Raw genomic sequence first — 25,418 nt, 5'->3', positions numbered from 1 at the left:
TGTTTAAAAAAAGTGAGTTTTGTCACAGGATTAACGCGCGTCCTGCAGATACTGTCGCAGCCAGCTTCCGGCGACGCCTGGCGGGCTGCGTTTGTTCCACAGAAGATCGATAGCAACCGAGCGCGGCCAGCCGGGAACGTTGATTTGCACCAGACTTTTGGCGGCGGCGAACTCCTCCACCAGCGCACAGGGCAGTGCACACCAGCCGAAGCCCTGCACCGCCATGCTCAGAAGTAACAGATAGTTGGGCGCGGACCAGATCGGGCCGCGCACGTGGGTGGTTTCGCGTTCCAGATAGGTACTCAGCTGCAGCTCGCGCCAGCCGTGCAGCTCATCGACTTCCACCCTTCCCTGAGCCGCTAACGGATGGTTCGTCGCCACGTAGATTGCCATCTGGGTTTGCATCGGCAGGCGAATCACGCCGATGCCGGTGGGATAAACGTCGCGCGCCTCTGTAAGGCCAATCTGCGCACGCTCTTTTTGCAGCAGATCGATAACGTCCTCTTCCTCCCCAATCAAACATTCAAACTCAGTGTGTGGAAAGCGCTTGTCGAACTGGATCATTAAATCCTCCAGCACGTCAGGGTTGAGCGTGTCAGAAAGGACAAAGGTCAGCCGGGCTTCGGTCTGCGCCGTCAGCGAAACTGCCAGCTCATCCAGACGCGCACTGGCGGCCAGAATCGACTGCACATAACCCAGCACCTGTTCGCCCTGCTCGGTCAAAACCGGCTGCCGCGCGGAGCGGTCAAACAGTGCAAAACCGAGATCGGCTTCCAGATTGGCAATCGCGGTGCTGACGGTGGACTGGCTTTTGCGCAGGCGTCGCGCGGCGGCCGAGAATGAACCGGTCGCGACGGTTTCAACAAATGCAGACAAAGCTTCAGGAGAGTAGCGCATGAAGTATCTATTTTATCGATGGATAGTATCTTTTATATATCACAAATAACGATAAAAATAGGCGCCATCAACGCCCATTCCGGCGAATTCATGAGGTCAGGTTATGCAACACGATGTACACAAACGAAAACTGCCGGAGCGCATCTTCCACGCGGTGTGCTTCGAGGGGATTGCGACGGCGATCCTGGCCCCGACAGCCGCCTGGTTAATGCAGCGTTCGGTGATGGAAATGGGCGGTTTAACCATCATTCTGGCGACGACGGCGATGGTCTGGAACATTATTTATAACTTTGGTTTTGACCGTTTCTGGCCGGTTCACCGCGTCACCCGTACCGCGAAAGTGCGTGCCTTCCATGCTCTGGGCTTTGAATGCGGCTTTATTGTGATCGGGGTGTCGATCGTCTCGGCGGTGCTCGGCGTGACGCTGCTACAGGCATTCACCCTGGAAATAGGTTTCTTCCTGTTCTTCCTGCCGTACACCATGTTCTATAACTGGGCGTACGACACCCTGCGCGAGAAATTTATCAAGCGACGCCAGCAACGACGTGCCCTGGCGAACTGATCCCCCTCTGGCCGGAAGCTTCTTCCGGCCCCTTCCCGCGACGTCAACTGCGCCTTCCATGCATAATTATGGTAAATTACGCTTCTTTTTGTTCGTTTTATAGTTGATACGTTGCTCTAATGTCGAAAATTTGGTCAAAAGAAGAGACTCTCTGGAGTTTCGCCCTCTATGGCACTGCCGTGGGCGCAGGAACGCTGTTCTTGCCCATTCAGCTCGGCTCCGCAGGCGCGATTGTCCTGCTGATTACGGCCCTCGTGGCTTATCCATTAACCTACTGGCCGCACAAAGCGCTGGCCCAGTTTATCCTGTCGTCGAACGCCAAAGGCAGTGAAGGGATCACCAGCGCGGTGACGCACTACTACGGCAAAAAGATCGGCAATCTGATCACCACGCTCTACTTTGTCGCCTTCTTTGTGGTGGTGCTGATTTACGCCGTGGCGATCACCAACTCGATCACTGAACAGCTGGCGAAGCATCTGACTGTCGACACTACCGTGCGCGTGCTGGTGAGTCTCGGCGTGGTGATGGTGCTGAATCTGATCTTCCTGACTGGCCGCCACGTCACTATCAAGGTAATGGGGTTCCTGGTCTTCCCGCTGATCGCCTACTTCCTGTTTGTGTCGCTGTACCTCACCACCAGCTGGCAGCCGTCGCTATTGACCAGCCAGATGGCGTTTGACCAGCACACGCTGCACCAGGTATGGATTTCTATTCCAGTGATGGTTTTCGCTTTTAGCCATACGCCGATCATCTCTACGTTTGCCGTCGACAGACGCGAAAAGTACGGCGATGCGGCAATGGGTAAATGCAAAAAAATCATGAAGGTCGCGTACCTGATCATTTGCCTGAGCGTGCTGTTCTTTGTCTTCAGCTGCCTGCTGTCGATTCCGCCGTCGTACATCGTGGCGGCCAAAGAGGAAGGCGTAACGATTCTCTCTGCGCTCTCGATGATGCCGTCCTCCCCCGCCTGGCTGGGTATTTCCGGGATTGCGGTGGCGATTGTGGCAATGTCGAAATCGTTCCTCGGCACCTATTTTGGGGTGATTGAAGGGGCGACGGAGATCGTCAAATCGTCGCTGAATCAGGTGGGCATCAAGAAGAGCCGCGCCTTTAACCGCGCCCTGTCGATCATGGCGGTGTCGTTCATTACGTTTGTGGTGTGCTTTATCAACCCGAACGCAATTTCGATGATTTACGCCATCAGCGGGCCGCTGATCGCCATGATTTTGTTCATCATGCCAACGCTCTCGACCTACCTCATTCCGGCGCTCAAACCGTACCGCTCTTTCGGCAATCTGCTGACGCTGATTGTCGGCGTGCTGTGCGTGTCGGTAATGTTTGTCGGCTAAAAAAACGGTGTTCAGCTCCCTGCTGAACACCGTCCTTCATCAGAAACGAATCTCCCCGCCAAAGACCCAGGTACGACCGCGCGCCGTGGTGGTAACCGAGGACGATCCTTCATTTTCCATGCCGTTCTGGTTCATGCGGTTCAGCGCATCAGCGTAGTTTTTGTCGGTGACGTTTTGCACGCTCAAGCGCAGCTTCACATCATCCGTCAGCTGATATGAACTGTAGAGATCGATGACCGTCGGGATATTCGGCATCTCGTCTTTATTCATGGTGTTGGTGTTTTCATCCGGCCAGGTGCTTAAACGCTTGGTTTTGCCGGTGAATTTAAACAGGCTGCCGACCACCAGCTTTTGATCGAACATGCGCCCGCCAACGTCCAGCGTTGCGTAGCTGTCCGGTAAATCACTCAGGTCGTCATACGAAAAACTGGTGCTGCTGCTGGCAATCGACGTCGGTTGATTGGTGTGCTGCTTGCTCCATGTCAGGTTAACGTAGGCATATCCGATGTCATACCCCGCCTCGATTTCGTAACCCCGGGACGTGACCGGTGACGTAGTGTTGACGTAAATATTGGCGTTAAAGCCGCCGGAAGAGTTATCGATATCCTTGCAGCGCGACCCGTCGTAGCAAAGGAAGAAAGACTCGCTGTTAATGTAATCCTTAATCCGCGACTCGTACGCCAGCGCTTTCAGGTGGAACGAATCCTGTTCGCTCAGCAGCCCCTCTTTGTTGAGGTTGAAACCTGCCTGCCAGGTATCGGCCTTTTCCGGTTTCAGGAACGGGTTCATGGATGCGCCACCCTCGTTGGCGAAGAACACCTCCTGCACGTTAGGCGCACGAGAAGAACGGCTCCAGCTGACAAATGGCTGCAGCCACGGCGTAACCTGCGCGGAAAGTGTCACTGACGGGTTCAGCGCTTTGTCGTCCAAATCGAGATTCGCTTCGCCCTGCGGGAAACATTTCTCGTTATCCGCGCAGGCCGGTTTGAAACCCTGCACCTGGCTGCGGGTGTAGTTCAAATTCAAATCGAGCTGGTAGATGCTCTTATTTAAGGTTAAACCGGTGTAGAGCGATGCAATCTTTTGCTTACCGGACGGCGAGAACGCGTTGCGGTCAGTTTCGTTATCCTGTTCAAAGCCACGCGTATAGCGGGTGTCCATCAGCTTGCCGCCCAAAAGATACTCAACATCAACGCTCGCCCAGGTAAAGCGGCTGGTGTTGCTCACATCTACGGCGTTTGATTTGTTGGTGGTGGAAGCGTTGCTGAAGTTATACAACGACTCAATCTGATAGTTTTGATTGCCACGACTGGTACTCGCCAGCACGTTGAAATCAATCAGTTCGGACAGCGGCGAATAGTTGTAGCGCAGGTAGTAATCATCGCTGGTGATATCGCGGCGGGTGAAGGTGTTCTGGTAATTACGTCCGGCGAACTCGATATGGTTATACTGGTCGGGATTAAAATCCACTTTATACAGCTGGGAGCGCGGTTCCTGGCGCATGTAGTTTGTATCTTCCCCCATGAACTCCTTGCTGCTCTGACCACCGCCGTTTTCATAGGTGGCGTAGGTCCGAGTGCCGCTGATCCCCACCAGCGCTCCAAGCATTCCGCCGTTATCAAAGGGATCGGTTTTGCCCGCCACCGCCACCATTCCGGTGCGTCCCAGCCCGTTATCGCCGACGGAGAAACGGGATAACACGCCGGTCTGGCGTCCTTCTTTAACCAGATCGTCAATACCAATGGTGCGCATATTGGCGCTACCGGCCAGGGCATTGACTCCTTGCGAACCCGCACTGCTGCCGCGCGACACATCCACTTCTGCGAGGAAGTTAGGATCAATCAACACGCCCGCGCTGTTGCTCGGCCCAAAGTGATAGCTGCTGGGCGCCATGCCGTAAAAGGTCTGCGTCACGCCATCGACCATAGTATTGACGCGCCCCAGCCCGCTCATCCCACGGATGTTGACGTTAACCGTACCCTGCAGCGGATCGATCTGCGTATAGGTTCCGGCCATGCTGCGAAGCGACGCGTCGAGACTTTGCAGATTCTCATTCAGCGTGCGCGAACTGTACGCGCCTGGGCGCGTGTAAGTATCCGCCGACGAGCCCGGATGATTGGTTTCGGCCTGGGCGTTATCCGTAATGGTCAATGTCGAAAAAACCGATTCCCCTTCATTCTCAGCGGAGAAGGTAGTACCGGGAACAATAAGACACCCTGTCAGCAAATAGCCAACCTTGTGTGAACTTCTCAAAATAAACCCCTTATTTATTTTTCTGGCTATCAACAAAAATGAGGAAACTAAATGCCTGAGCAGAATCCTCAAGACGGGAATAACGACCGCTGCGACCGCTATGCCCGGAATTCATATTGACGCTGAGCAGCTGAAGAGTATTTTTATCCGTATTAGCCGCACGCAAACGCGCGACATATTTCGCTGCTTCCCAGTAAGGAACGCGGGAGTCATATAGCCCGGTGGTCACCAGCATGGTGGGATAAGCTTGCGAATGAATATTGTCGTACGGGCTCCATGCTTTTATGGCAGCATATTCCACCGGAACGTTGGGATTGCCCCACTCGCTATATTCCTGCTGCGTTAATGGCAGAGATTTATCCAGCATGGTGTTGAGCACATCGACAAACGGCACCTGCAACACTACCGCGCGGAATAACTCAGGCGCATGATTGACCGCTCCCGCCAGCAGTAAACCGCCCGCGCTGCCGCCCATTCCATAAACCCTATCCGCAGCGCCATAGCCTTGTTTCACCAGACCGCGCGTGGCGTCGATCAGATCGTTAAAGCTATTCTGCTTATGCTCTTTTTTGCCCGCCAGATACCAGGCAACTCCTTTCTCTCCGCCACCGCGCACGTGGGCCAGAGCAAAGACAAAACCGCGATCCAGCAGGCTCATGCGCGGTGTGCTGAACGCTGCGTCGAGGCTCATCCCGTACGCGCCGTAGCCATACACCAGCAGTGGATTATGGCCCTGATTAAAGCGGTCTTTGCGCCAGATAAGGGACACCGGAACCCTCTCGCCATCCCGCGCTTTAACATAAATCAGCCTGCTGGTGTAAGTGCCCGCTACCAGCCCCGGCACAGCTTTCTGGTGAATCAACGTGCTTTTCCCGCTCTCGAGATCCCACTGGTAATAGCCGAGCGGAGTGTCGAGAGACGAGTAGATATAGTTAAATACTGTGGCGTTTCCGTCGCCGTTGCTGCCGGTGCGGGCCATATAGGTTGGGTCAGGGAAGCTCAGTTCCTGCCACTGCTGGCTGGCAAAACCGAGTTTTCGATAGTGTGTTTTACCGTCATAACGTTGGGAAACCACCACCGCCCGGGCAAACAGGGTAAAACCCTCCAGCTCTTTTTCGCTGTCGGGAGCCAGCACGCTTTGCCAGTTTTCATTAACCTTCGCGCGATAAAGGGCAAAGTTTTTGCTCTCATGATTGCTGCGGATATAAAAATAGCCGTTTGCGTGATCGGCATAATATTCCGTGCCTGTCGCGCGTGGGCGTAATAACTTCACAGGCGCTTGCGAATCCTCTAATGAGAGATAACGCACCTCGGAAGTGTCATTGGCGCTTGCGGTAATAAGCAGGAACTGCTCGGACGCCGAGCGGGCGATTCCGGTATAAAAGCGCCCGTCATTTTCCTGCCAGACTGTCTGGGCTTTGGCAGTGTTCAGATCGTAACGCATAACCTTATAAGGCGTCTGCGTTTGCGGATGCAATTGAACGTAATAGAGCTGCTTACCGTTATTGCTGAAAACGATATCGTCCGACGCCTGATGAATAGTCGCCTTCAGCCATTGCTTATGTTCAATATCAAACACCGCAATCTGATACTGTCCATCGCCGGTATAATCTTCCGCCACAGCGATAAATCGATTGTCTTCACTGAGGGCATAACGCCCAAGAGAATAATAGGCTTTCCCCTCGCTGCGGGTGACCGTATCAATCACGGTTTCCCAGACGGTTTCGCCATCCTTTTTACGCATAATTTGTGGAAAATTAGCCTGAGTCGAATACTCAGATTTATACAGATAATTATGCTGACGCACCGGCTGAGCATAATTGTCCTGTACCTGACGAGACTGCATCTCCTGATAAACCTGGGTTTTCAACTCTTTCCATTGCGCGGAGACCTGTTCCGTATAGGTATTTTCCTGGCGCAGATAATTGAGCACACTTTCATTCTGACGGGAATCATCACGCAGCCAGGCGTAATTATCCTGACGTGTATCGCCGTGGTTTTCCGAGACCTGAGAAACCTTATTCGCAACCGGTGCTTGTGGCAGATTTTGGGCAATAGCGCCCTGTGCCGTTAGCAGAACGCTAAAGGCCATAAACCCAAGGTATTTCATTTTTCGTCCTTTAAATTCTAAATCCTGAGCAAATTAAACTCGACGGGCAAAGTGACTTTATGGATGCCGTTACGCAATAATTCCGCTGGTGGTTGCGGAAGCGGCTGCGCTTTTCGCAGCGCGGCAAGCGCCGCCCTGTCGAGCGACAGCGTGCCGGAGGAGTCCACCAACTGACTGGCGACGATTTCACCCCGGTTATTCACGCTAAAAGCGATGGTTGCCGTGCCCGTACGTTTGCGCTTGCGAGCATCTTCCGGATAGTTGCGCATCCGGTTAATTTTGCCTTTCACCAGCGATTCCCAGTTGATCTTACTGCTGCTGATTCGGGTGGAATCCGTGTCCAGCGGCGCGGCGTTTCGCTGGCTGACAATCGCCTGAACTGGCGGGGCCGCACGGCTGGTCACCGTCGCATTCCCTTTCTCGGCACGCTGCTGTTGCGGTGCCTTTTTCTTCTCCGGTTTTTTGACACTCTTTTGCACCGGCTTGTGAGCGGCCATGTGCAGCTCAGCTTCTTCCACCGTCGGCAGCTTTGGCATTTCTTTAAGCTGCGGCGTCTCTTCGGTACTCATCTCTTCCACCTTACGCTGCTGGCTGATCCCCGGCGGCAGCGTCGGCAGAATGAGGGAAACCTCCAGCTCGGGCGAGTAGTCCACCATCACCGCCGCCGGGGAGGCGATCGGTGGCGGCGAGGTGAAATGCAGCATAAACGCCAGTGCCACAGTCAGATGTGCCAGGACGCTGACAGCAACACCTTTGCCCCAGGAAGGGTGAATATCTACGGCTGTCATTTTTTAATGGCCGGAACTGACCAAATGTAATCGGCCTGTTTCGCGCTGAGGGCCGCCCCTTCGGTCGTCAGCATCACCACAATCGGGGCCTGACCGTTGAGATCCTGCAGATGCAGCGGGACGCCAACATCCTTAGCCGCGTGATATCCCCCGACAAACATCAGCGCGGGTTTTGGCGCATTAAGCAGCTGCTGCGCCATAAAGCGATCGCGGTTTTGCTGAATCGCCACCATTGCTGTTAACTGTTCGGGCGCAATTTCGCCCCCGTGCATCAGATAAATAATGGCGGACAGCGCATTGCGAACTGTTTTTTGCGAACTGTGCTCACCCGCCGGGAAAACGGGTTGTTTATAGATAGCGTTCACCTGAGCACGGGGAATATTGGCGGCCAGCAGCGGATAATCGCCCATCAACGCCGTCTTCGTCAGTTCGCCATACAGCGGCCACGGCCAGCCAGGGTTCCAGCGCAGGGATTCCTGAATGCGTTGATCGCGCATCGAGGCTCCACTCTTCAGCGCCTTTTTGACATCATCGACCGCAGGCTGTTGATCGGCGGTGATCATCTCCATCAGCACGCTGCCCTGCGGGCGTTTGCGCTGGAGATTTTGCAGCAGCCACAGCTCAATAGTGTGATGCGCAACGTTGGTGTGCTCTTCGCCCACAATGACCTGCGGAGCCTGACTCAGAACCGCGAGTAATTCTTCTGGCGTGAGCGTTGCCCCTGTTTGCGCATTTTTAATCTGCGTAGCCAGGGGCAGTTGCGCTGTTGTCGGCTTAGTGCTTTGACAGGCAGTTAAGACCAGAGAGCTGATTAACAGCAGAGATACCGTAATAACCTTTAAATTTTTCATAATAATTAATTAGTTACCTTCTATTATGAAGGTTTCACCCGTTTTATCGTGTAAACAACGAGCAAACATTAATGCTAATGATAATTAATATCAAGATCATTAGCATTAACAATTAATTATCGTACTAACTAACAGGTCTTTTACATACAATGACTTATGTCAAACTGGTGGAATAGAGGACATGGCGCGCCAGCGGATGTTCGGCAGGTAAAGCAGGATGTAAAAACTCACCGCGCTTTTCCATGCCCAGACGCTGCATCAGTTGTTCAGAAGGGAGATTGTGAATTGAGGTAAATGAAACCACTTCGTCGAGGTGTAATTCATTCGCTGCATATGTGAGGCAGGCCGTTGCTGCTTCTTGCGCAAGGCCCTGATGCCAGAATGATTTCGCCAGACGCCAGCCGATTTCAATACAGGGAGAAAAGGGAAATTTATCCGGCTGCGGATGCAAACCGACGCACCCAACAAATTCGCCGGTTTCTGTTAATTCAACGGCCCAAAATCCCCAGCCGCGTTCGGTAATACCCTCGCGGAATCGCGCGACAAGCGTGTCACTTTCTTCGCGCGTTAAGGTTGCGGGGAAAAATCGCATCGTCTCGGGATCGCCGTTAAGATCCGCGAAAGGGGCAAGATCGTCTGATGACCACTGTCGGAGAGTCAGTCGTGGCGTCTTAATCATCGTATTATCCTTGTTTTAGGGTTTCCAGCGGGAACGGTCTGTCCTGCACCACCGTTTTCATCACCAGCGTCGATCGCAGATGCTGCACCCCCGGCATCGCCGATAATTTGTCATCGTAGAGTTTCTGGAACGCCGAAAGATCGCGAGTGACCACATGCATCAAATAATCAGGATCGCCGAACAAGCGCTGCGCGAGCACGATCTGTGGAATCTCTTCCACGGCGGCTTCAAAGGCGCTAACGGCTTTCTTGTCGCCCTCTTTTAACGTCGCAAAGACGATGGCCACAAAATTGAAACCCATTTTAGTCGGGTCCAGATTCGCGCGATATCCGGTAATCGCGCCGCTTTGTTCCAGCGCCCGAACACGCCGGTGACACGGTGAAAGGCTTAAATTGACACGCTCTGCCAGTTCGGTCAGCGACAAACGCCCATCCCGCTGCAGCTCAGCAAGAATTTTTCTATCAATGCTATCCATTTGGAAGATTTTCTCATTATTACCCTTCTTTCAGCATAACATTGGAAGCTCATTTCGCCCTGATGTCGATATTCTTTCTTTCCATTAAATACATTTGTGAAGGGTGCTGCGGGAATGGAAATGAGTATTGTCGTCGGGTTCTGGGTAGTCTCTTTTCTGTTAATCATCACCCCAGGTGCCGACTGGGCTTATGCCATTAGCGCGGGAATCAACGGACGGCGGGTGATCCCGGCGGTGATGGGATTGATGTCTGGCCATCTGTTGGCGACGGTGATTGTGGTCGCAGGGGTTGGGGTGTTAATCGCCGGACATCCGCTGGCGCTTTCACTGCTGACCGTTTCAGGTGCGCTTTATTTACTGTGGCTGGGTGTCACGATTTTACGCCATCCGGCGACGGTCAATGCAGGCGATCAGCAGACGGGAAGCTGGAACACATGGGCGATTAAAGGGTTGTGTATTAGCGGGCTTAATCCAAAAGTATTTCTGCTGTTTTTGGCTCTACTCCCGCAATTCACCGATCCTAAAGGCAGCTGGTCGGTGCCTCTGCAAATGTCGGCGCTGGCTGTGATGCACTTGTTCACCTGCACGCTAATCTATTTGCTGGTCGGCTACGGCTCGCGGGCAATCTTAGCCGCCCGCCCGCAGGCCGCGCGCAGAGTCAGCATCGCCTCCGGAGGAATAATGGTGGTGATATCACTGCTCCTGATTTACGGGCAGTTCAGATAACAAAACACCGGCAGAAGCCGGTGTTTTGTTTTCAGGCGCGGATATCGTCATATTCGCGCGTCTTATCAAACTCGTGTTTAGCGAACGGACACAGCGGGATAACCTTGCGGTTTTCAGCGCGCATTTTTTCGACGACTTTCGCCACCAGCTGTTTGCCCACGCCCTGCCCTTTCAGGCTCTCGTCCACATCGGTATGTTCGATAATACTCAGGTGCTCCCCGGTCGGAACAAACACAATTTCGGCAACCTGATTCCCCTGTGCATCATTGACGTAGAACTTATTGTGGCCTTCCAGAATATTCATGGGTCCTCGCTTATTTTTGGCGATACTTCAGCGCACCGCTCGGGCAGGTATCAATCACTCTCTTGACCGTATCGACATCCACTTCATCCGGGATGATCCACGGCTTACGTTTCAGATTAAACAGCTTGCTGCTGCCGCGCACGCAGTTTCCTGAGTGCTGGCACAGGCCCGTGTTGAAGTAGACATCAATCTTTTCCCCGGTATACGCCCGGTATCCCGCTTCCAGTAATTCCTTATCCATGACATTGCCTCTGTTATTTTTATACGTTCGGAATAAGCATAGCGCTGATAGAAACAAGGAGCTATCTCTCTACCGTTTCGCAGAACTCTACGGGGTTGTGGATGTTGTCACTGGGCCAAACTGCGCGGTGAAAAGGAAACACATGGACGCACATCTCAGGGATAATCCCCCCTTAATTTACGTAGGTATCCATTAAAACTCACGCTCTGTTCGTGATATTTAAAACCAAGTGATTATCATGCAGTGAGAAACACCGCAGAGGTGAAATTTAGGAAATTTTGACATGTTAAAAACACAGCTTAAGCAAACAGAACTCATTTGCAAGATGATGTTAGGTGCTACGATCCTTGCAACCTCAACCGCCTCCTATGCTCTTGAAAATATCGATCAACTAGCAACAAGAATCGGCATGGATAATTTTCGGGAAGCGATTAAAAAAGGGGATCGTAACGCCTATAAAAGTCTCCCAGCAAAAGGTTACAAAAACGGTTTAACCGGCTTGCTGATTAAAACAGGGACTTATGTTAATCCTGAATATAGCTTTGCCGATTGCGACACCGATACCGTTATCGTTTCAGTACAGGAAAGAAAAACGCTTCCCGGTTGTCGGATTTCATTAAAGCTGGCGACTAAAGATGCTGACGGCAGTTATCACGATAATGGCATCCGCATTGAATATGGGATTACCACCGGTTCTAAAAAGTTTGTCGCCAATAATTCCGCATGGGCGCAACACGCCATTGCAGGTGACAAGGTTCTGGAAACCTCACTGAAGCGAGACGCCAACGACTCCGTTTGCACCATGTGGTCAACGCTGGCGAAGAATATGGCGACCGGGCGCGATGAACATACCCCAATGTCCGTGTACGACCAGCGATTTGAATCACTTAGAGGCAAACCAGGCATCTCGGAAGAGAACATTACATTCTCGCACCACTTAACCCACTATGTTTATCAGGATATGGCTGATAAATCCCCTCAGGAAGTTGAAGCCCTGGTTTATCAGACCTGTCAGGCAGGTATGTAATAGTTCATTTGCGATTCTGGCGACGAATGTCATGAATATTAAATCATTATTCAGTTTGTTTATTTTACTTAGTTCTCCCCTTGCTACTTTCGCAGCTAATACGGAAGAACTCAGTCAAAAGTTAGATGAAGGTTATCGTTACGCGTGTAACGCCACCCAAACAGGTGAAGCGGCTAGCGCATCCTATCAACTTGAAAACTATAGAATGCTATTCACGGGTACCCAGGCTGTGGTTGGTTTTAGCCAAATTATGCACGATGAGATAGACAATATTGTGGCTGGTTTCTTTAAAAAGGGAATGATTCAAGGGAACACCAGCACTGCGGCATGCGAAACCCCGCAAGACCTGCTGGCAACAGCGACACGAGCGGTTTATACCCGGCAAGTTAAATTAACGCTGGCGTCTAATTTTGATGATGTTCGCTTTAGCCAATATGCCACTGAGGCTTACCCAATATTTGATTCGATAATTGCGGCTAAAATTAGCGAAGAAGAAGCCAATAGCTCGATAAATAAGATTGCTAATAATGCAATCATTAACAATGAAGATGCTGTTGCCGTCAGTAATGCAACTAATGCCATGAAAGCCGTCGCTGAAGTTCTCGTATCCGTCAGAAACGATAAGGAGCTTGAGCAGTTCTTATCGGACTATATCAGGAAACACAAGTAACCAGGCCGAAGGATGCTGCAATTTTCGAATAATGAATGACCACTTTGCAAGAGCATTGTGAGAGCCGTCGCGGGTATTGCGTGAAGATTAGATGAGAAATGAATAGTTGAGGGAAGATCTGGAGCGGGCGAAGGGAATCGAACCCTCGTATAGAGCTTGGGAAGCTCTCGTTCTACCATTGAACTACGCCCGCTTTGAGGTGCGTAAGGCATTATAGACCTTACGCTTGTTCGCACAAGCCTCAAGACAGCTAACCGGTGATTTATTAACCGCTTAGCATTTCGGTTTACTGCCCTGTGCCGGAAGGTAGCGCTGAGGATCGATAGCGGTAGCGCGGTAGCGAATCTGGAAATGCAGCGCGACCGCATTGGCTCCGGTGCTACCCATCGTCGCGATCTTCTGTCCGGCCTTCACGTTTTGTCCGTTGTTCACCAGCAGCGTATCGTTATGCGCATACGCGGTGATGTAGTCTTCGCCGTGTTTAATCATGATCAGATTGCCGTAACCGCGCAATTGATCTCCCACGTAAACCACCTTGCCTGCACCCGATGCGTAAACGGGTGTGCCGCGTGCTGCTGCGATATCAATGCCTTTGTTACCCCCTTCTGAGGTGGAGTACGGTGCAATCACTTTACCGCTGGCAGGCCATACCCAGCAGCGTTGTCCGACCGGTGGCCATGACGATTGCGGCACCGCGTAAGACGGCGTCACTTTGGCCGTTTTGCCTTTGGATGAGGATTTTTTGCCTGACGAGCTGCTGCCATTGACCTTGAGCTTTTGCCCGATTTCAATGGTGTACGGCGGCGATATGCCGTTCATACGTGCCAGATCGCGCACGCTGGTGCCAGTCATGCGGGAAATTTTGGAGAGAGTATCCCCGCGCTGGACGGTATATACCGAGCCGCTGTAGCTTCCATCAGAGCCTGATTTACTGCCCGAGCACCCTGCCAACATTAACGTTAGCATCAGGCAAAACAGGGCAATCAGGGGATTTCTTGTCAGGCTTCCTGCAAACAAAGCGGCTCCTCGGTCAGCGTAAATGGCGTCCTATGATAGCAGCCTGAAATCTGTTGCCAATCTTTGCTGTAAAGTCTCTTTGCGGCGCAGGGAGCCACCCCACCAGTCAAAGAGTGCGATATAATGTCACCATCCCGTCGTTCGGGTACTGGAGTCGGAATGAGCACACAAGAACACGTCATTTTGGTTAACGACCAGGGAGAGGTCATCGGCACTCAGGAAAAGTACGCCGCCCACACAACGCATACCCCGCTGCATCTGGCTTTCTCATCGTGGTTGTTTAACGCCCAGGGTGAATGCCTCGTCACCCGCCGCGCATTGAGTAAAAAAGCCTGGCCCGGCGTCTGGACCAACTCCGTCTGTGGTCACCCACAAACCGGCGAAAGTACCGAGCACGCGCTTGTTCGCCGCTGCAGGTATGAAATCGGTGCTGAAATTGCCCATCTGACACCTGTTGCTATGGATTTTCGTTACTGCGAAACCGACCCTTCTGGGATCGTCGAAAACGAAATTTGCCCTGTGTATGCGGCAAAGCTCGTCGGCACGCTGACCCTCAATCCTGATGAAGTGATGGCAGTGCAGTGGGTTGAGCTGGAATCGTTAATCGGTGCAGTCGAGGCTACGCCGTGGGCATTTAGCCCGTGGATGGTTTCGCAGGTTGCCCTCGCGCAGGAAAAGCTCAGGCAATTTGCCCTCGAATCCAAGCCATAAAAAAAGCCCCGACGCGATGAACGCCGGGGCTTTTCAGTTAGTAATAGCTTATTTTACCGGACGCATCGCCGGGAACAGGATCACGTCACGGATGGTGTGGCTGTTGGTGAACAGCATCACCATACGGTCGATACCAATACCCAGACCTGCGGTCGGTGGTAAACCGTGCTCCAGCGCGGTGACGTAGTCTTCGTCGAAGAACATCGCTTCGTCGTCGCCCGCTTCTTTCGCGTTAACCTGATCCTGGAAGCGCTGCGCCTGATCCTGCGCATCGTTCAGCTCGCTAAACCCATTACCGATTTCACGGCCACCGATGAAGAACTCAAAGCGGTCGGTGATTTCCGGGTTTTCGTCGTTACGACGTGCCAACGGAGACACTTCAGCCGGGTATTCGGTGATGAAGGTTGGCTGAATCAGGTGCGCTTCGGCCACTTCTTCGAAGATCTCGGTCACGATACGGCCCAGACCCCAGCTCTTCTCAACTTTGATACCGATGCTTGCAGCAATCGCTTTCGCAGAATCGAAGTTATCCAGGTCAGCCATATTGGTCTCTGGACGGTATTTCTTGATAGCCTCGCGCATGGTCAGTTTGACGAACGGCTTACCAAAGTCGAACACCTCTTCGCCGTAAGGCACTTCAGTGGTGCCGAGAATATCGTGTGCCAGGGTACGGAACAGAGACTCGGTCAGTTCGATCAGATCTTTGTAATCCGCATACGCCATATAGAGTTCCATCATCGTGAACTCTGGGTTATGACGTACGGAGATGCCTTCGTTACGGAAGTTACGGTTGATTTCGAACACACGCTCAAAACCGCCAACCACCAGACGCTTCAGGTACAGTTCCGGCGCGATACGCAGGTACATGTCCAGATCCAGCGCGTTGTGATGGGTGATGAACGGACGGGCAGACGCGCCGCCTGGGATCACCTGCATCATTGGCGTTTCGACTTCCATAAAATCACGGCCAACCATGAACTGACGGATGCCCGCCATAATCTGGGAACGGATTTTGAAGGTTTTGCGGGATTCATCGTTAGAGATGAGATCCAGGTAGCGCTGACGATAACGCGCTTCCTGATCCTGCAGACCGTGGAACTTATCCGGCAGCGGACGCAGTGCTTTAGTCAGCAGACGCAGTTCAGTACAGTGAATGGACAGCTCGCCGGTTTTCGTCTTGAACAGCTTGCCTTTCGCACCCAGGATATCGCCCAGGTCCCACTTCTTGAATTGCTCGTTGTAGATGCCTTCTGGCAGATCGTCACGGGAAACGTACAGCTGAATACGGCCACCGACGTCCTGTAACGTCACGAAAGACGCTTTACCCATCACACGACGGGTCATCATGCGGCCTGCAACGGACACTTCAACGTTCAGCGCTTCCAGCTCTTCGTTTTCTTTCGCGTCAAAGTTAGCGTGCAGCTGATCTGAGGTATGATCGCGACGAAAATCGTTCGGGAATGGGATACCCTGCTCACGCAGCGCAGCCAGCTTCTCGCGGCGGGTTTTCAGTTCGTTATTAAGATCGACTACCGCGTCAGTGCCCTGTGCTTGTTGTTCAGACATGTTGGTTCCTCATAACCCTGCTTTCAAACTTGCTTCGATAAATTGGTCCAGGCTGCCGTCCAGCACCGCCTGCGTGTTACGGGTTTCAACCCCGGTACGCAAGTCTTTGATACGGGAGTCATCAAGGACGTAAGAACGAATCTGGCTGCCCCAGCCGATGTCAGATTTGTTATCTTCCATCACCTGTTTCTCAGCATTCTTCTTCTGCATTTCCAGTTCATAAAGCTTCGCTTTCATCTGCTTCATGGCCTGGTCTTTGTTCTTATGCTGCGAACGGTCGTTCTGGCACTGCGTTACCGTATTGGTCGGGAGGTGGGTAATACGCACCGCCGATTCTGTACGGTTAACGTGCTGACCACCCGCACCGGATGCGCGATAAACGTCGATGCGCAGATCGGCCGGATTGATTTCGATATCAATATCTTCATCCACTTCCGGATAGACAAACGCAGAGCTGAAAGAGGTATGACGACGACCACCGGAATCGAATGGGCTCTTACGTACCAGGCGGTGAACGCCGGTTTCGGTACGCAGCCAGCCGTAAGCGTAATCACCAATAATCTTGATGGTGATGGATTTGAGACCCGCCACTTCACCTTCAGACTCTTCGATGATTTCGGTTTTGAAGCCGCGCGCTTCTGCCCAACGCAGATACATACGCGCCAGCATGCTCGCCCAGTCCTGCGCTTCTGTACCGCCAGAACCGGCCTGGATGTCGAGATAGCAGTCGGCGCTGTCGTACTCGCCAGAGAACATACGGCGGAATTCGAGCTGCGCCAGTTTCTCTTCCAGCACGTTGAGTTCAGCGATGGTTTCGTTAAAGGTTTCTTCGTCGTCGGCTTCGACGGCTAATTCCAGCAGACCGGAAACATCTTCCAGCCCCTGAGTCATTTGATCCAGCGTTTCAACGATGGCTTCGAGGGAGGAGCGCTCTTTACCCAGCGCCTGTGCGCGTTCAGGTTCGTTCCAGACGTCGGGCTGTTCCAGCTCGGCGTTTACTTCTTCAAGACGCTCTTTCTTGGCATCATAGTCAAAGATACCCCCGAAGAACGTTGGAACGTTCGGTGAGGTCTTGAATGCGGTTTTTTACCGGATTAATTTCAAACATGGTCTGTTTTCTTTATTGGACTAGTCAAAATGCGGTGATAAGAGCGGGATTGTACCCAATCCACGCCCTTTTTTATAGAGAATAGTGCCGCTAAATTGGCCAGATATGATCGATGATAATCTGCAAACTGCGATTACCGCGAAACTCGTTAATATCCAGTTTGTAGGCCAGTTCAACTTCACGCACACCGCTATCCGGCCAGATGGCGGTGTCGACGTTAAAGGCGATTCCATCCAGCAGCGGGCCACCGTTCACCGGCTCGACCATCACCTTCAGGTGACGCTCCCCCACCAGACGCTGTTGCAGCAGGCGGAATCGACCGTCGAACAGCGGCTCCGGAAACATCTGCCCCCACGGACCGGCATCGCGCAGCATCTGCGCGACTTCCATCGTCATCTCCGCGCCAGACAGCGCGCCATCAGAGACCACTTCGCCCTGCAGTAACGCCGGGTCCAGCCAGTCGGTAACCAGCTCGCTGAAAAGCCGCTGAAACTCGTCGAATTTCGCCTCTTCTAGCGATAAACCAGCCGCCATCGCGTGGCCGCCGAATTTGATCATCAGCCCAGGATAGAGTGTGTCCAGACGCTCAAGCGCATCGCGCATGTGCAGCCCTTGAATGGAACGACCCGAGCCTTTCAGCGTGCCGTCGCCCGCCGGGGCAAAGGCAATCACCGGACGGTGAAAACGCTCTTTGATGCGCGACGCCAGAATCCCGACCACGCCCTGATGCCACTCCGGGTGGTACATCGCCAAGCCGCCGGGCAGCGTGTCGGTGCTGCGCTCAAGTTTTTCGCACAGAGTCAGGGCTTCTGCCTGCATCCCCTGTTCGATCTCCTTGCGCGTCTGATTCAGCGCGTCGAGTTCATTGGCTAACACGCGGGCTTCGCCGATATTGTCGCAGAGCAGCAGCGCCACCCCGACGGACATATCATCCAGTCGCCCTGCCGCATTGAGACGCGGGCCAAGGGCAAACCCGAGGTCACTTGCCGCGAGTTTAAGCGGGTCACGATTAGAGATTTCGAGCAGCGCTTTAATCCCCGGACGGCATTTCCCCGCACGAATCCTGCCCAGCCCTTGCCAGGTCAGAATGCGGTTATTGGTGTCGAGCGGCACCACGTCTGCCACCGTGCCGAGCGCGACTAAATCGAGATATTCGGCAAGATTAGGAACTGCAATTCCGCGCGCCTCGAACCAGCCTTTATCGCGCAGCAACGCACGCAGGGCCAGCATCAGATAAAACGCTACGCCTACGCCCGCAAGCGATTTCGAGGGGAAATCGCAGTCGCGCAGGTTCGGGTTAATGATGGCTTCAGCCGCTGGCAGCGTGTCGCCGGGCAAATGGTGATCGGTGACCACGACCGGGATCCCAAGCTGATGCGCCCGATCGACGCCAGAATGAGATGAGATCCCGTTATCAACCGTCAGGATCAACTGCGCCCCGCGAGCATGAGCTTGATCGACCACTTCCGGGCTGAGGCCGTAACCGTCTTCAAAACGGTTCGGCACCAAATAGGTGACGTTATCGCAGCCCAGCGCGCGCAGGCTGAGGACGCTTAGAGCGGTGCTGGTCGCGCCATCGGCGTCGAAATCACCGACTACGACAATCCGCGTGCCTTCGCGCAGTGCGTCATAGAGAATTTCCGTCGCTTTTTCGATGCCACTGAGCTGCTGCCAGGGCAGCATCCCTTTGACGCTGCGCTCCAGCTCTGTGGCCGCGCGAACGCCGCGCCCGGCGTATAAACGGCGCAGGAGCGGAGAAAGATCGGCAGGTAAATCAACGCTTTCATCCACCTCGCGGCGGCGTAATGTTGTGTTGGCTTTCACGCGAATTATTTACCGCCAGTCTGTTTCTGGTGCGCGTCGAGGAACTCTTTCATCTCTTTCGGCCCCTGGTAGCCCGGCACGACGTAGCCGTTGCTCAGCACGATGGCCGGGGTTCCGGTCACGCCAAACTGCACGCCCAGCGCGTAGTGGTTGGCGATGTCGATATCACAGGAGGCTGGGGTGACGCCCTTGCCGTTCATCGCGTCATCAAAGGCTTTATTGCGGTCTTTGGCACACCAGATGGCTTTCATGTCCTGCTCTGGCTGGCTCTGCACGCCCGCACGTGGGAACGCCAGATAACGCACGGTGATTCCGAGCGCGTTGTAGTCTTTCATCTCTTCATGCAGCTTGTGGCAGTAGCCGCAGGTGATATCGGTGAACACCGTAATCACGTGTTTTTCCTGCGCTGCTTTGTAGACGATCATCTCTTTTTCCAGCGCGTTCAGGTTTTTCATCAGCAGCTGGTTAGTCACGTTCACCGGTTGCGCGCCGCTGACATCGTACATCGGGCCTTGAATGAAGTGCTTGCCGTCTTCAGTGACATACAACACGCCGCTGTTGGTCAGCACGGTTTTCATTCCGGCAACCGGTGCTGGCTGAATATCCGTACTGGCCACGCCGAGTTTCGCCAGCGATTGTTTGATCGCAGCATCATCTGCATGGGCAAAACCGGTAAAAGAAGCGGCCAGCAGGGAGAACAGCACTAAAGATTTTTTCATTTTCAATCCTATCACTATTTTATCGGCACTCACGCTCGTGGGTGGTGCTGTTGGTGTAGCTGTCGCAAGCGTTCTGTTGCTACATGAGTGTAGATTTGCGTCGTCGAAAGATCGCTGTGCCCAAGTAGCATCTGCACCACGCGCAAATCGGCGCCATGATTCAGAAGATGCGTCGCAAAGGCGTGACGCAGAACGTGCGGCGAAAGTTTTTCACTGTCGATGCCCGCCAGTGTGGCGTAATGTTTAATGCGATGCCAGAAGGTTTGTCGCGTCATCTGCTGCGCGCGCTGGCTTGGGAACAGAACATCAATCGACACGCCGTTCAGCAGCCACGGTCTTCCGTGTTCCAGGTAATTCTCAACCCAGTACACCGCCTCTTCGCCAAGCGGCACCAGCCGTTCCTTATTCCCTTTACCAATCACCCGCACCACGCCCTGACGCAGGCTGATGTCGCTCATCGTCAAACCGACCAGTTCCGACACGCGCAGCCCGGTGGCATACAACACTTCAAGCATGGCTTTATCGCGTAACTCCAGCGGCAGGTCAACCGCCGGGGACTGCAACAGGCGATCGACCTGCGCTTCGCTGAGATCTTTCGGCAAACGCTGCGGCAGCTTAGGCGACGCCAGCAGTGCGCTGGGATCGTCAGCGCGAAGCTTCTCGCGATACATATGCTGGAACAGCCGACGCATTGCACTCAGCAAGCGCGCGGAACTGGTGGCTTTATAGCCGCCGTCCATGCGTTCGGCCAGCAGTGCCTGCAGATCGTCGCTTTGCGCCTGTTCCAGAGACAAGTCTCGATGGGCGAGCCACTCCACCAGCATGGTCAAATCGCGTCGGTAAGCGCTGAGCGTATTCTCCGCCAGATTCTTTTCCAGCCACAGCGCATCGAGAAATTGTTCGATGAGGGCGAGATCCTTTTCCACGTCTGCTCCTGTGATTCTGCCATCGGCCATTATGACGTAATGGTACAGGTTTCTGGTACACTACGCCTAAAGTCAAAGCAAGTATTGAGAAGTTTACGCGATGAATATTGGTCTGTTTTATGGTTCCAGCACCTGCTACACCGAGATGGCCGCGGAGAAAATTCGCGACATTATTGGCCCGGAACTGGTGACTCTGCACAATCTGAAAGACGACGCGCCCACAGAGATGGAGCAGTACGACGTTCTGATTCTTGGCATTCCGACCTGGGATTTTGGTGAATTACAGGAAGACTGGGAAGCTATCTGGGATCAGCTGGACTCGCTTAATCTTGAAGGCAAAATCATTGCGCTGTACGGCATGGGCGACCAGCTGGGTTATGGCGAATGGTTCCTCGACGCGCTCGGTATGCTGCACGATAAACTCGCCCCGAAAGGCGTCACCTTTATCGGCTACTGGCCGACAGAAGGCTACGAATTTACAAGTCAAAAACCGATCATCGCGGATGGCCAGCTGTTTGTCGGACTGGCGCTGGATGAAACCAACCAGTACGACTTAAGCGAAGAGCGCCTACAAAACTGGTGCGAGCAAATTCTGGGCGAAATGGCGGAAAAGTTTAGCTAATTCCCTGGCATCACGGCGTCGGCTGTTGCTGCATCACCATCCGACGCAAATCTCGCCACTCGTTCGCATCCATACTGTCTGCTGACAGCCACAAATGCTGGCAACGTGCCCCTTCCTCTTTGCGCAGACGGAACATCATCCCCGAGTTTAACATCCAGGGCGTGCCGACGATCTCCCACTCTTTGCCCTGCCAGCGCAAGCGCGAATCCATCAGCAGTTTGATTTCACCCTGACGGGAATTGATACGTCGCTGGCTGCGCACGCTGTCGAACACCACTAGCGACAGTAACAGCATCCAGAGCGGCGTATAGCTAAGAGGCCACGGCATCAGCAAAATAAAAGCTGCGACAATGCCGTGGAGCAAAAGAGACATCCACTGTGAGCGCCACGAGACGCGCAGATCAGATTGCCACAGGACCACGTTCCCGATTCCGTGTTTGAATTAATTGCACCATCCGCTGCAACTCGGTGTCGGCGGGTTTGCCGTGATTCATCAGCCAGTTGAATAAATCAGGATCGTCACTCTCCAGCAGGCGGATAAACAGACGCTTATCATCATCGCTTAAGCTGTCGTACTCATACTCGAAGAAGGGCATGACGGAAATATCAAGTTCACGCATGCCGCGACGGCACGCCCAGTGGATACGGGCCTTGTTGTTAATGTCCATGTCGATTTCCTGCTAAACGTTTCTTCTACCTCTAAGAGGGACGATTTCTAGTGTAACGTGTTTTTTGCTGTTTCATTACTGGAATATCAGCAACTGGAAGCACGCTTCCAGAATAATCCCTGCAATCAAAGGGGATTACTCTGTTCTGCGTGGCGCTACGCAGAACGGCGATAAGGCACAATTGGGCTGCTGAAAGCGCTTGCAATGACTACAGTCTCTTTTACCATTAGGCATTACCGAAGCGTTATGCAATTCAGGACATCATTATGGCTTTTAACCCATTTCCTCCTCGCCAGCCCGTCGCCTCCGCGCGTCTGCCGCTGACGCTGATTTCTCTTGATGACTGGGCGCTGGCGACCCTCGTCGGTGCAGATGCCGAAAAATATCTGCAGGGCCAGGTGACCGCAGACGTAAGCCAGATGACTGAGCACCAGCATCTGCTGGCGGCGCATTGCGATCCGAAAGGTAAGATGTGGAGCAATCTACGTCTTTTCCGCCGTCAGGACGGTTTCGCCCTGATTGAACGCCGCAGTCTGCGCGATGCGCAGCTGACTGAACTGAAGAAATACGCGGTGTTTTCCAAAGTCACCATCGCTGCGGATGACGAGCATGTTCTGTTGGGCGTGGCTGGTTTCCAGGCTCGCGCCGCGCTGAAAAACCTGTTCAGCGAACTACCGGATGCCGAGAAACAGCTGGTCAGCGAAGGCGCAACTTCGATTCTGTGGTTTGAGCAACCTGCCGAGCGCTTCCTGCTGGTCACCGACGTGGCTACCGCAGAGCGCGTCACGGAAGCTCTGCGCGGTGAAGCGCAGCTGAACAACAGCCAGCAGTGGTTAGCCCTGAACATTGAAGCCGGATTAGCGGTTATTGATGCAGCTAACAGCGCGCAGTTTATCCCGCAGGCGACAAACCTGCAGGCGCTGGGTGGCATCAGTTTTAAGAAAGGCTGCTACACCGGTCAGGAGATGGTGGCGCGGGCCAAATTCCGTGGGGCTAATAAACGCGCCCTGTGGTATCTGGCAGGCCATGCCAGCCGCGTACCAGAAGCCGGGGAAGATCTCGAACTGAAGATGGGCGACAACTGGCGTCGTACCGGCACCATTTTAGCTGCCGTTCAGCTGGACGATGGTCGTCTGCTGGTGCAGGTAGTAATGAATAACGACATGGAGCCGGACAGCGTATTCCGCGTGCGTGACGATGCCGGCACCTTGAGCATTGAGCCCCTGCCGTATTCGTTAGAAGAGTAGTTTTAGTTGGTGGGAATCGCCGGGTGGCGGAAGGTAAAAGCAAAACGGTAACCCTTGGGTTACCGTTTTTAGTTTTTGCCCCCTCTCCCCGTGGGAGAGGGTTGGGGTGAGGGCATCAGGCCGCACCCGCTATCAAACCTGCCCAACGTACAAATAAATCGCCAGGAAATGACACACGCTGCCGCCTAACACAAAGCCGTGCCAGATGGCATGGTTGTACGGAATGCGTTTACAGACGTAAAAAATCACGCCGAGGGAATAGACAATCCCGCCTACCGCCAGCAGCGTCACGCCGCCCGCCGCCAGTTTCACCGCCAGCTGATAAACCACAATCAGCGACAGCCAGCCCATCGTCAGATAGGTCACTAACGACAGCACTTTAAAGCGATGCGCAATGGTCAGTTTAAATAAGATCCCGAGCAGCGCCAGGCTCCAGATGACAATCATCAGCCCGCGCGACAGCGGAGAGTTTAATCCCACCAGTAAAAATGGGGTGTAGGTCCCGGCAATCAAGAGATAGATAGCGCAATGGTCGAATTTCTTGAGCCATCGTTTTGCCCGCTGATGCGGAATGGCATGGTAAAGCGTCGAGGCGAGAAAAAGCAGGATCATGCTTCCGCCGTACAGACTGTAGCTGGTGATCGCCATCGCATTCGCGTTGGTGTCTATCGCCTGAACCAGCAGCAACACCAGGCCCACGATGCCAAAAACAAGGCCAATACCGTGGCTGATACTGTTGGCTACTTCCTCGGCCAGTGAATATCCCTGCGCAGTAAATGGTTTGCTAACCATAAGAGGACTCCGGGAGAACATAAGATCATGATGTATCGCCTGACTATGCTAACTGATAATGATTCCAGTGAACACCTGTTAGCTAAAATAAATCCAACTTCAGGATTAGTCCTTAAAAATCATTATTTTGAGTTATATTTTCACCTAACAGATGTTAGTCAGAGTGAAGGCATTTAAAATCAATCACATAAAATTGCGATTGATTCGGGTAGATCTCCGCAATCACCTCTTTAAGCGCCGCAAGGGACATATTCTCCTGCTGTGCGTGCTTTTCCGTCAGCGTATCCAGCGTCACTGTCGAGGTTCCCACCACTTCGATGGTGCAAAACCAGGCGTCGTCCTCGAAGCGCCCGACGCGCAAAATATCGCCGGTTTTAAAATGCGATTCAGACTCGTCACGGATAGTAATGGTTTTGCGCCCGGCCAGAATGTCGTCCTGGAAACGCTGAAAAAAAGTGATGTCGTTAGGCTGCATGTTATTATTCCCTTTAGATGAAGTCTGATGAGTGAGTTTAGCCACTGTGAGCATGTTCTCCCATTCCGCCATTGCCAGTCTCAACAATCTTGAGATGATGGTCTACAACTATGTCATTAAAAACCGTGACAAAGTGACCTATATGACCATCCGCGAGCTGGCGGATGCGGCGGGTGTGTCTACCACCACAGTGCTACGTTTTTGTCGCAAGCTGAACTGCGATGGCTATTCCGAATTCCGCGTGCGCTTTAAATTATATCTGGAACAAAACGAACCCCAGCAGGCGAATTTTGGCACCAGTGAAATTATCAGTTTCTTTAAAAGCGTCAATAATGAAGAGTTTGACGCTTTATTAGATAACGCCGTCGATATTATATTATCCTCCGAGCGAATTATATTTGTTGGCGCGGGCACCTCCGGATCGTTGGCGAAATATGGCGCACGATTCTTCTCTAATATCGGAAAATTCAGTAACCATATCGACGACCCTTATTTCCCGGTAACCAACGATATGGCGAAAAATGCGCTGGCGATTGTGCTGTCCGTTTCGGGCGAAACCGAAGAGATCCTGCGCTTCGCCAGCCAGTTCAGCCTGCACCACTGCAAGGTTCTATCCATCACCAGCCACGAGCATTCTCGCCTGGCCAAGCTGGCCGATTTTAATCTCTCCTGGCATGTTCCACAAACCCGTATCGGCGGAGTCTACGATATTACGACGCAGATCCCGGTTATTTATATTCTCGAATCTATCGGGCGAAAACTGGCGAAGAAACTAGCGGAATAAAACGCCCTGTTTTTTTGATGTAACATA

At 53.1% G+C, this 25,418-nt stretch carries 27 protein-coding genes, 1 tRNA gene and 1 pseudogene; 9 read left to right on the top strand and 20 right to left on the bottom strand.

Annotated features, from left to right (window positions below; translation table 11 throughout):
• Nucleotides 1-30: 30 nt before the first annotated feature.
• Complete coding sequence (locus C3708_RS10335) at nucleotides 31-897, bottom strand: LysR family transcriptional regulator (RefSeq protein WP_095283237.1); 867 nt, start codon at nucleotides 895-897, stop codon at nucleotides 31-33.
• A gap of 103 nt (nucleotides 898-1,000) precedes the next feature.
• Here C3708_RS10335 and C3708_RS10330 point away from each other — a divergent pair, with 103 nt between their 5' ends.
• Nucleotides 1,001-1,459, top strand: coding sequence for a multidrug/biocide efflux PACE transporter (locus C3708_RS10330; RefSeq protein WP_103946597.1), 459 nt, complete (start codon nucleotides 1,001-1,003; stop codon nucleotides 1,457-1,459).
• A 119-nt stretch (nucleotides 1,460-1,578) separates the two neighbouring features.
• Nucleotides 1,579-2,808 (top strand): amino acid permease, encoded by a 1,230-nt coding sequence (locus tag C3708_RS10325; protein ID WP_103946598.1) that lies wholly within the window; start codon nucleotides 1,579-1,581, stop codon nucleotides 2,806-2,808.
• Nucleotides 2,809-2,847: 39 nt separating this feature from the next.
• Here C3708_RS10325 and C3708_RS10320 read toward each other — a convergent pair whose 3' ends face one another.
• From C3708_RS10320 to C3708_RS10295, 6 genes are all read right to left on the bottom strand, one after another.
• Entirely contained in the window at nucleotides 2,848-5,061 is a 2,214-nt protein-coding gene (locus C3708_RS10320) for a TonB-dependent receptor domain-containing protein (protein WP_103949204.1), read from the bottom strand.
• A gap of 10 nt (nucleotides 5,062-5,071) precedes the next feature.
• Nucleotides 5,072-7,171, bottom strand: a complete 2,100-nt coding sequence (locus C3708_RS10315; protein ID WP_103949203.1) for a S9 family peptidase — start codon at nucleotides 7,169-7,171, stop codon at nucleotides 5,072-5,074.
• Nucleotides 7,172-7,188: 17 nt separating this feature from the next.
• Nucleotides 7,189-7,959, bottom strand: a complete 771-nt coding sequence (locus C3708_RS10310) for an energy transducer TonB (RefSeq protein ID WP_103949202.1) — start codon at nucleotides 7,957-7,959, stop codon at nucleotides 7,189-7,191.
• Entirely contained in the window at nucleotides 7,956-8,810 is an 855-nt protein-coding gene (locus C3708_RS10305) for a ChaN family lipoprotein (RefSeq protein ID WP_103949201.1), read from the bottom strand. The genes C3708_RS10310 and C3708_RS10305 overlap by 4 nt, the downstream gene beginning before the upstream one ends.
• Before the next feature lie 154 nt (nucleotides 8,811-8,964).
• Nucleotides 8,965-9,489: a GNAT family N-acetyltransferase gene (locus C3708_RS10300; protein WP_103949200.1), complete on the bottom strand. Its 525-nt coding sequence runs from the start codon at nucleotides 9,487-9,489 to the stop codon at nucleotides 8,965-8,967.
• 4 nt (nucleotides 9,490-9,493) lie between these two features.
• Nucleotides 9,494-9,964, bottom strand: a complete 471-nt coding sequence (locus C3708_RS10295; RefSeq protein ID WP_103949199.1) for an Lrp/AsnC family transcriptional regulator — start codon at nucleotides 9,962-9,964, stop codon at nucleotides 9,494-9,496.
• A gap of 114 nt (nucleotides 9,965-10,078) precedes the next feature.
• Here C3708_RS10295 and C3708_RS10290 point away from each other — a divergent pair, with 114 nt between their 5' ends.
• On the top strand, nucleotides 10,079-10,690 hold the full coding sequence (locus C3708_RS10290; protein ID WP_103949198.1) for a LysE family translocator: 612 nt from the start codon (nucleotides 10,079-10,081) through the stop codon (nucleotides 10,688-10,690).
• Between the two features lie 31 nt (nucleotides 10,691-10,721).
• On the opposite strand, the gene C3708_RS10285 is transcribed toward C3708_RS10290, so the two are convergent.
• Together C3708_RS10285 and yjdI are read right to left on the bottom strand one after the other, a co-directional pair.
• Nucleotides 10,722-10,994, bottom strand: coding sequence for a GNAT family N-acetyltransferase (locus tag C3708_RS10285; protein ID WP_103946605.1), 273 nt, complete (start codon nucleotides 10,992-10,994; stop codon nucleotides 10,722-10,724).
• A 10-nt stretch (nucleotides 10,995-11,004) separates the two neighbouring features.
• Complete coding sequence (gene yjdI / locus C3708_RS10280) at nucleotides 11,005-11,235, bottom strand: 4Fe-4S mono-cluster protein YjdI (RefSeq protein ID WP_103949197.1); 231 nt, start codon at nucleotides 11,233-11,235, stop codon at nucleotides 11,005-11,007.
• Nucleotides 11,236-11,560: 325 nt separating this feature from the next.
• On the opposite strand from yjdI, the pseudogene C3708_RS24055 reads away from it, so the two are divergent.
• Nucleotides 11,561-11,998, top strand: a pseudogene (locus tag C3708_RS24055) (hypothetical protein); the annotation flags it as partial.
• A gap of 295 nt (nucleotides 11,999-12,293) precedes the next feature.
• A complete protein-coding gene (locus C3708_RS10270; RefSeq protein ID WP_103949196.1) occupies nucleotides 12,294-12,932 on the top strand; it encodes a hypothetical protein in 639 nt (212 codons plus the stop codon).
• Between the two features lie 119 nt (nucleotides 12,933-13,051).
• Here the strand turns inward: C3708_RS10270 and C3708_RS10265 are convergent.
• Nucleotides 13,052-13,125, bottom strand: a tRNA-Gly gene (locus C3708_RS10265).
• Between the two features lie 80 nt (nucleotides 13,126-13,205).
• Nucleotides 13,206-13,949 (bottom strand): amidase activator ActS, encoded by a 744-nt coding sequence (gene actS, locus C3708_RS10260; RefSeq protein ID WP_255411569.1) that lies wholly within the window; start codon nucleotides 13,947-13,949, stop codon nucleotides 13,206-13,208.
• A gap of 159 nt (nucleotides 13,950-14,108) precedes the next feature.
• Here actS and idi point away from each other — a divergent pair, with 159 nt between their 5' ends.
• A complete protein-coding gene (gene idi / locus C3708_RS10255; protein WP_103946612.1) occupies nucleotides 14,109-14,660 on the top strand; it encodes an isopentenyl-diphosphate Delta-isomerase in 552 nt (183 codons plus the stop codon).
• Between the two features lie 48 nt (nucleotides 14,661-14,708).
• Here the strand turns inward: idi and lysS are convergent, their stop codons facing one another.
• From lysS to xerD, 5 genes are all read right to left on the bottom strand, one after another.
• The gene (gene lysS, locus C3708_RS10250) at nucleotides 14,709-16,226 is read right to left on the bottom strand and encodes a lysine--tRNA ligase (protein WP_103949195.1); all 1,518 of its coding nucleotides are present in this window, start codon (nucleotides 16,224-16,226) and stop codon (nucleotides 14,709-14,711) included.
• Between the two features lie 9 nt (nucleotides 16,227-16,235).
• Nucleotides 16,236-17,334 (bottom strand): peptide chain release factor 2 gene (gene prfB, locus C3708_RS10245; protein WP_103949194.1). Its coding sequence is split into 2 segments (ribosomal slippage): nucleotides 16,236-17,258 and nucleotides 17,260-17,334, totalling 1,098 coding nucleotides; the frame shifts between segments, so codons are not numbered across the junction.
• A gap of 90 nt (nucleotides 17,335-17,424) precedes the next feature.
• Complete coding sequence (gene recJ / locus C3708_RS10240; protein WP_095283253.1) at nucleotides 17,425-19,158, bottom strand: single-stranded-DNA-specific exonuclease RecJ; 1,734 nt, start codon at nucleotides 19,156-19,158, stop codon at nucleotides 17,425-17,427.
• Nucleotides 19,159-19,163: 5 nt separating this feature from the next.
• The gene (gene dsbC / locus C3708_RS10235) at nucleotides 19,164-19,877 is read right to left on the bottom strand and encodes a bifunctional protein-disulfide isomerase/oxidoreductase DsbC (protein WP_103949193.1); all 714 of its coding nucleotides are present in this window, start codon (nucleotides 19,875-19,877) and stop codon (nucleotides 19,164-19,166) included.
• 29 nt (nucleotides 19,878-19,906) lie between these two features.
• On the bottom strand, nucleotides 19,907-20,803 hold the full coding sequence (gene xerD / locus C3708_RS10230; RefSeq protein ID WP_103949192.1) for a site-specific tyrosine recombinase XerD: 897 nt from the start codon (nucleotides 20,801-20,803) through the stop codon (nucleotides 19,907-19,909).
• Nucleotides 20,804-20,903: 100 nt separating this feature from the next.
• Here xerD and fldB point away from each other — a divergent pair, with 100 nt between their 5' ends.
• Nucleotides 20,904-21,425, top strand: coding sequence for a flavodoxin FldB (gene fldB, locus C3708_RS10225; RefSeq protein ID WP_095283256.1), 522 nt, complete (start codon nucleotides 20,904-20,906; stop codon nucleotides 21,423-21,425).
• Nucleotides 21,426-21,435: 10 nt separating this feature from the next.
• Here fldB and C3708_RS10220 read toward each other — a convergent pair whose 3' ends face one another.
• Complete coding sequence (locus C3708_RS10220; RefSeq protein WP_103946617.1) at nucleotides 21,436-21,846, bottom strand: protein YgfX; 411 nt, start codon at nucleotides 21,844-21,846, stop codon at nucleotides 21,436-21,438.
• Complete coding sequence (sdhE, locus tag C3708_RS10215; RefSeq protein ID WP_095283258.1) at nucleotides 21,827-22,093, bottom strand: FAD assembly factor SdhE; 267 nt, start codon at nucleotides 22,091-22,093, stop codon at nucleotides 21,827-21,829. The genes C3708_RS10220 and sdhE overlap by 20 nt, the downstream gene beginning before the upstream one ends.
• A 266-nt stretch (nucleotides 22,094-22,359) precedes the next feature.
• Here sdhE and ygfZ point away from each other — a divergent pair, with 266 nt between their 5' ends.
• Nucleotides 22,360-23,340 (top strand): tRNA-modifying protein YgfZ, encoded by a 981-nt coding sequence (gene ygfZ / locus C3708_RS10210; RefSeq protein ID WP_095283259.1) that lies wholly within the window; start codon nucleotides 22,360-22,362, stop codon nucleotides 23,338-23,340.
• A gap of 132 nt (nucleotides 23,341-23,472) precedes the next feature.
• On the opposite strand, the gene C3708_RS10205 is transcribed toward ygfZ, so the two are convergent.
• Complete coding sequence (locus tag C3708_RS10205; protein ID WP_103946619.1) at nucleotides 23,473-24,132, bottom strand: hemolysin III family protein; 660 nt, start codon at nucleotides 24,130-24,132, stop codon at nucleotides 23,473-23,475.
• A gap of 154 nt (nucleotides 24,133-24,286) precedes the next feature.
• Complete coding sequence (gene yqfB / locus C3708_RS10200; RefSeq protein WP_095283261.1) at nucleotides 24,287-24,607, bottom strand: N(4)-acetylcytidine aminohydrolase; 321 nt, start codon at nucleotides 24,605-24,607, stop codon at nucleotides 24,287-24,289.
• Nucleotides 24,608-24,659: 52 nt separating this feature from the next.
• On the opposite strand from yqfB, the gene C3708_RS10195 reads away from it, so the two are divergent.
• Nucleotides 24,660-25,391 (top strand): MurR/RpiR family transcriptional regulator, encoded by a 732-nt coding sequence (locus C3708_RS10195; RefSeq protein WP_095283262.1) that lies wholly within the window; start codon nucleotides 24,660-24,662, stop codon nucleotides 25,389-25,391.
• Nucleotides 25,392-25,418: the final 27 nt, after the last annotated feature.

Source organism: Lelliottia sp. 7254-16 (genome assembly GCF_002922995.1).
Lineage (GTDB): Bacteria > Pseudomonadota > Gammaproteobacteria > Enterobacterales > Enterobacteriaceae > Enterobacter > Enterobacter jeotgali.
The sequence above is the reverse complement of the archived record's forward strand: the minus strand, read 5'-3'. Positions and strand labels throughout refer to the sequence as shown.

Bases quoted from the DNA above. Each gene is read 5' to 3' on its own strand.
- C3708_RS10335 (WP_095283237.1), bottom strand. From the start codon at position 897: ATGCGCTACTCTCCTGAAGCTTTGTCTGCATTTGTTGAAACCGTCGCG.
- C3708_RS10330 (WP_103946597.1), top strand. From the start codon at position 1,001: ATGCAACACGATGTACACAAACGAAAACTGCCGGAGCGCATCTTCCAC.
- C3708_RS10325 (WP_103946598.1), top strand. From the start codon at position 1,579: ATGTCGAAAATTTGGTCAAAAGAAGAGACTCTCTGGAGTTTCGCCCTC.
- C3708_RS10315 (WP_103949203.1), bottom strand. From the start codon at position 7,171: ATGAAATACCTTGGGTTTATGGCCTTTAGCGTTCTGCTAACGGCACAG.
- C3708_RS10310 (WP_103949202.1), bottom strand. From the start codon at position 7,959: ATGACAGCCGTAGATATTCACCCTTCCTGGGGCAAAGGTGTTGCTGTC.
- C3708_RS10305 (WP_103949201.1), bottom strand. From the start codon at position 8,810: ATGAAAAATTTAAAGGTTATTACGGTATCTCTGCTGTTAATCAGCTCT.
- C3708_RS10300 (WP_103949200.1), bottom strand. From the start codon at position 9,489: ATGATTAAGACGCCACGACTGACTCTCCGACAGTGGTCATCAGACGAT.
- C3708_RS10295 (WP_103949199.1), bottom strand. From the start codon at position 9,964: ATGGATAGCATTGATAGAAAAATTCTTGCTGAGCTGCAGCGGGATGGG.
- C3708_RS10290 (WP_103949198.1), top strand. From the start codon at position 10,079: ATGGAAATGAGTATTGTCGTCGGGTTCTGGGTAGTCTCTTTTCTGTTA.
- C3708_RS10285 (WP_103946605.1), bottom strand. From the start codon at position 10,994: ATGAATATTCTGGAAGGCCACAATAAGTTCTACGTCAATGATGCACAG.
- yjdI (WP_103949197.1), bottom strand. From the start codon at position 11,235: ATGGATAAGGAATTACTGGAAGCGGGATACCGGGCGTATACCGGGGAA.
- C3708_RS10270 (WP_103949196.1), top strand. From the start codon at position 12,294: ATGAATATTAAATCATTATTCAGTTTGTTTATTTTACTTAGTTCTCCC.
- idi (WP_103946612.1), top strand. From the start codon at position 14,109: ATGAGCACACAAGAACACGTCATTTTGGTTAACGACCAGGGAGAGGTC.
- lysS (WP_103949195.1), bottom strand. From the start codon at position 16,226: ATGTCTGAACAACAAGCACAGGGCACTGACGCGGTAGTCGATCTTAAT.
- dsbC (WP_103949193.1), bottom strand. From the start codon at position 19,877: ATGAAAAAATCTTTAGTGCTGTTCTCCCTGCTGGCCGCTTCTTTTACC.
- fldB (WP_095283256.1), top strand. From the start codon at position 20,904: ATGAATATTGGTCTGTTTTATGGTTCCAGCACCTGCTACACCGAGATG.
- sdhE (WP_095283258.1), bottom strand. From the start codon at position 22,093: ATGGACATTAACAACAAGGCCCGTATCCACTGGGCGTGCCGTCGCGGC.
- ygfZ (WP_095283259.1), top strand. From the start codon at position 22,360: ATGGCTTTTAACCCATTTCCTCCTCGCCAGCCCGTCGCCTCCGCGCGT.
- C3708_RS10205 (WP_103946619.1), bottom strand. From the start codon at position 24,132: ATGGTTAGCAAACCATTTACTGCGCAGGGATATTCACTGGCCGAGGAA.
- yqfB (WP_095283261.1), bottom strand. From the start codon at position 24,607: ATGCAGCCTAACGACATCACTTTTTTTCAGCGTTTCCAGGACGACATT.
- C3708_RS10195 (WP_095283262.1), top strand. From the start codon at position 24,660: ATGTTCTCCCATTCCGCCATTGCCAGTCTCAACAATCTTGAGATGATG.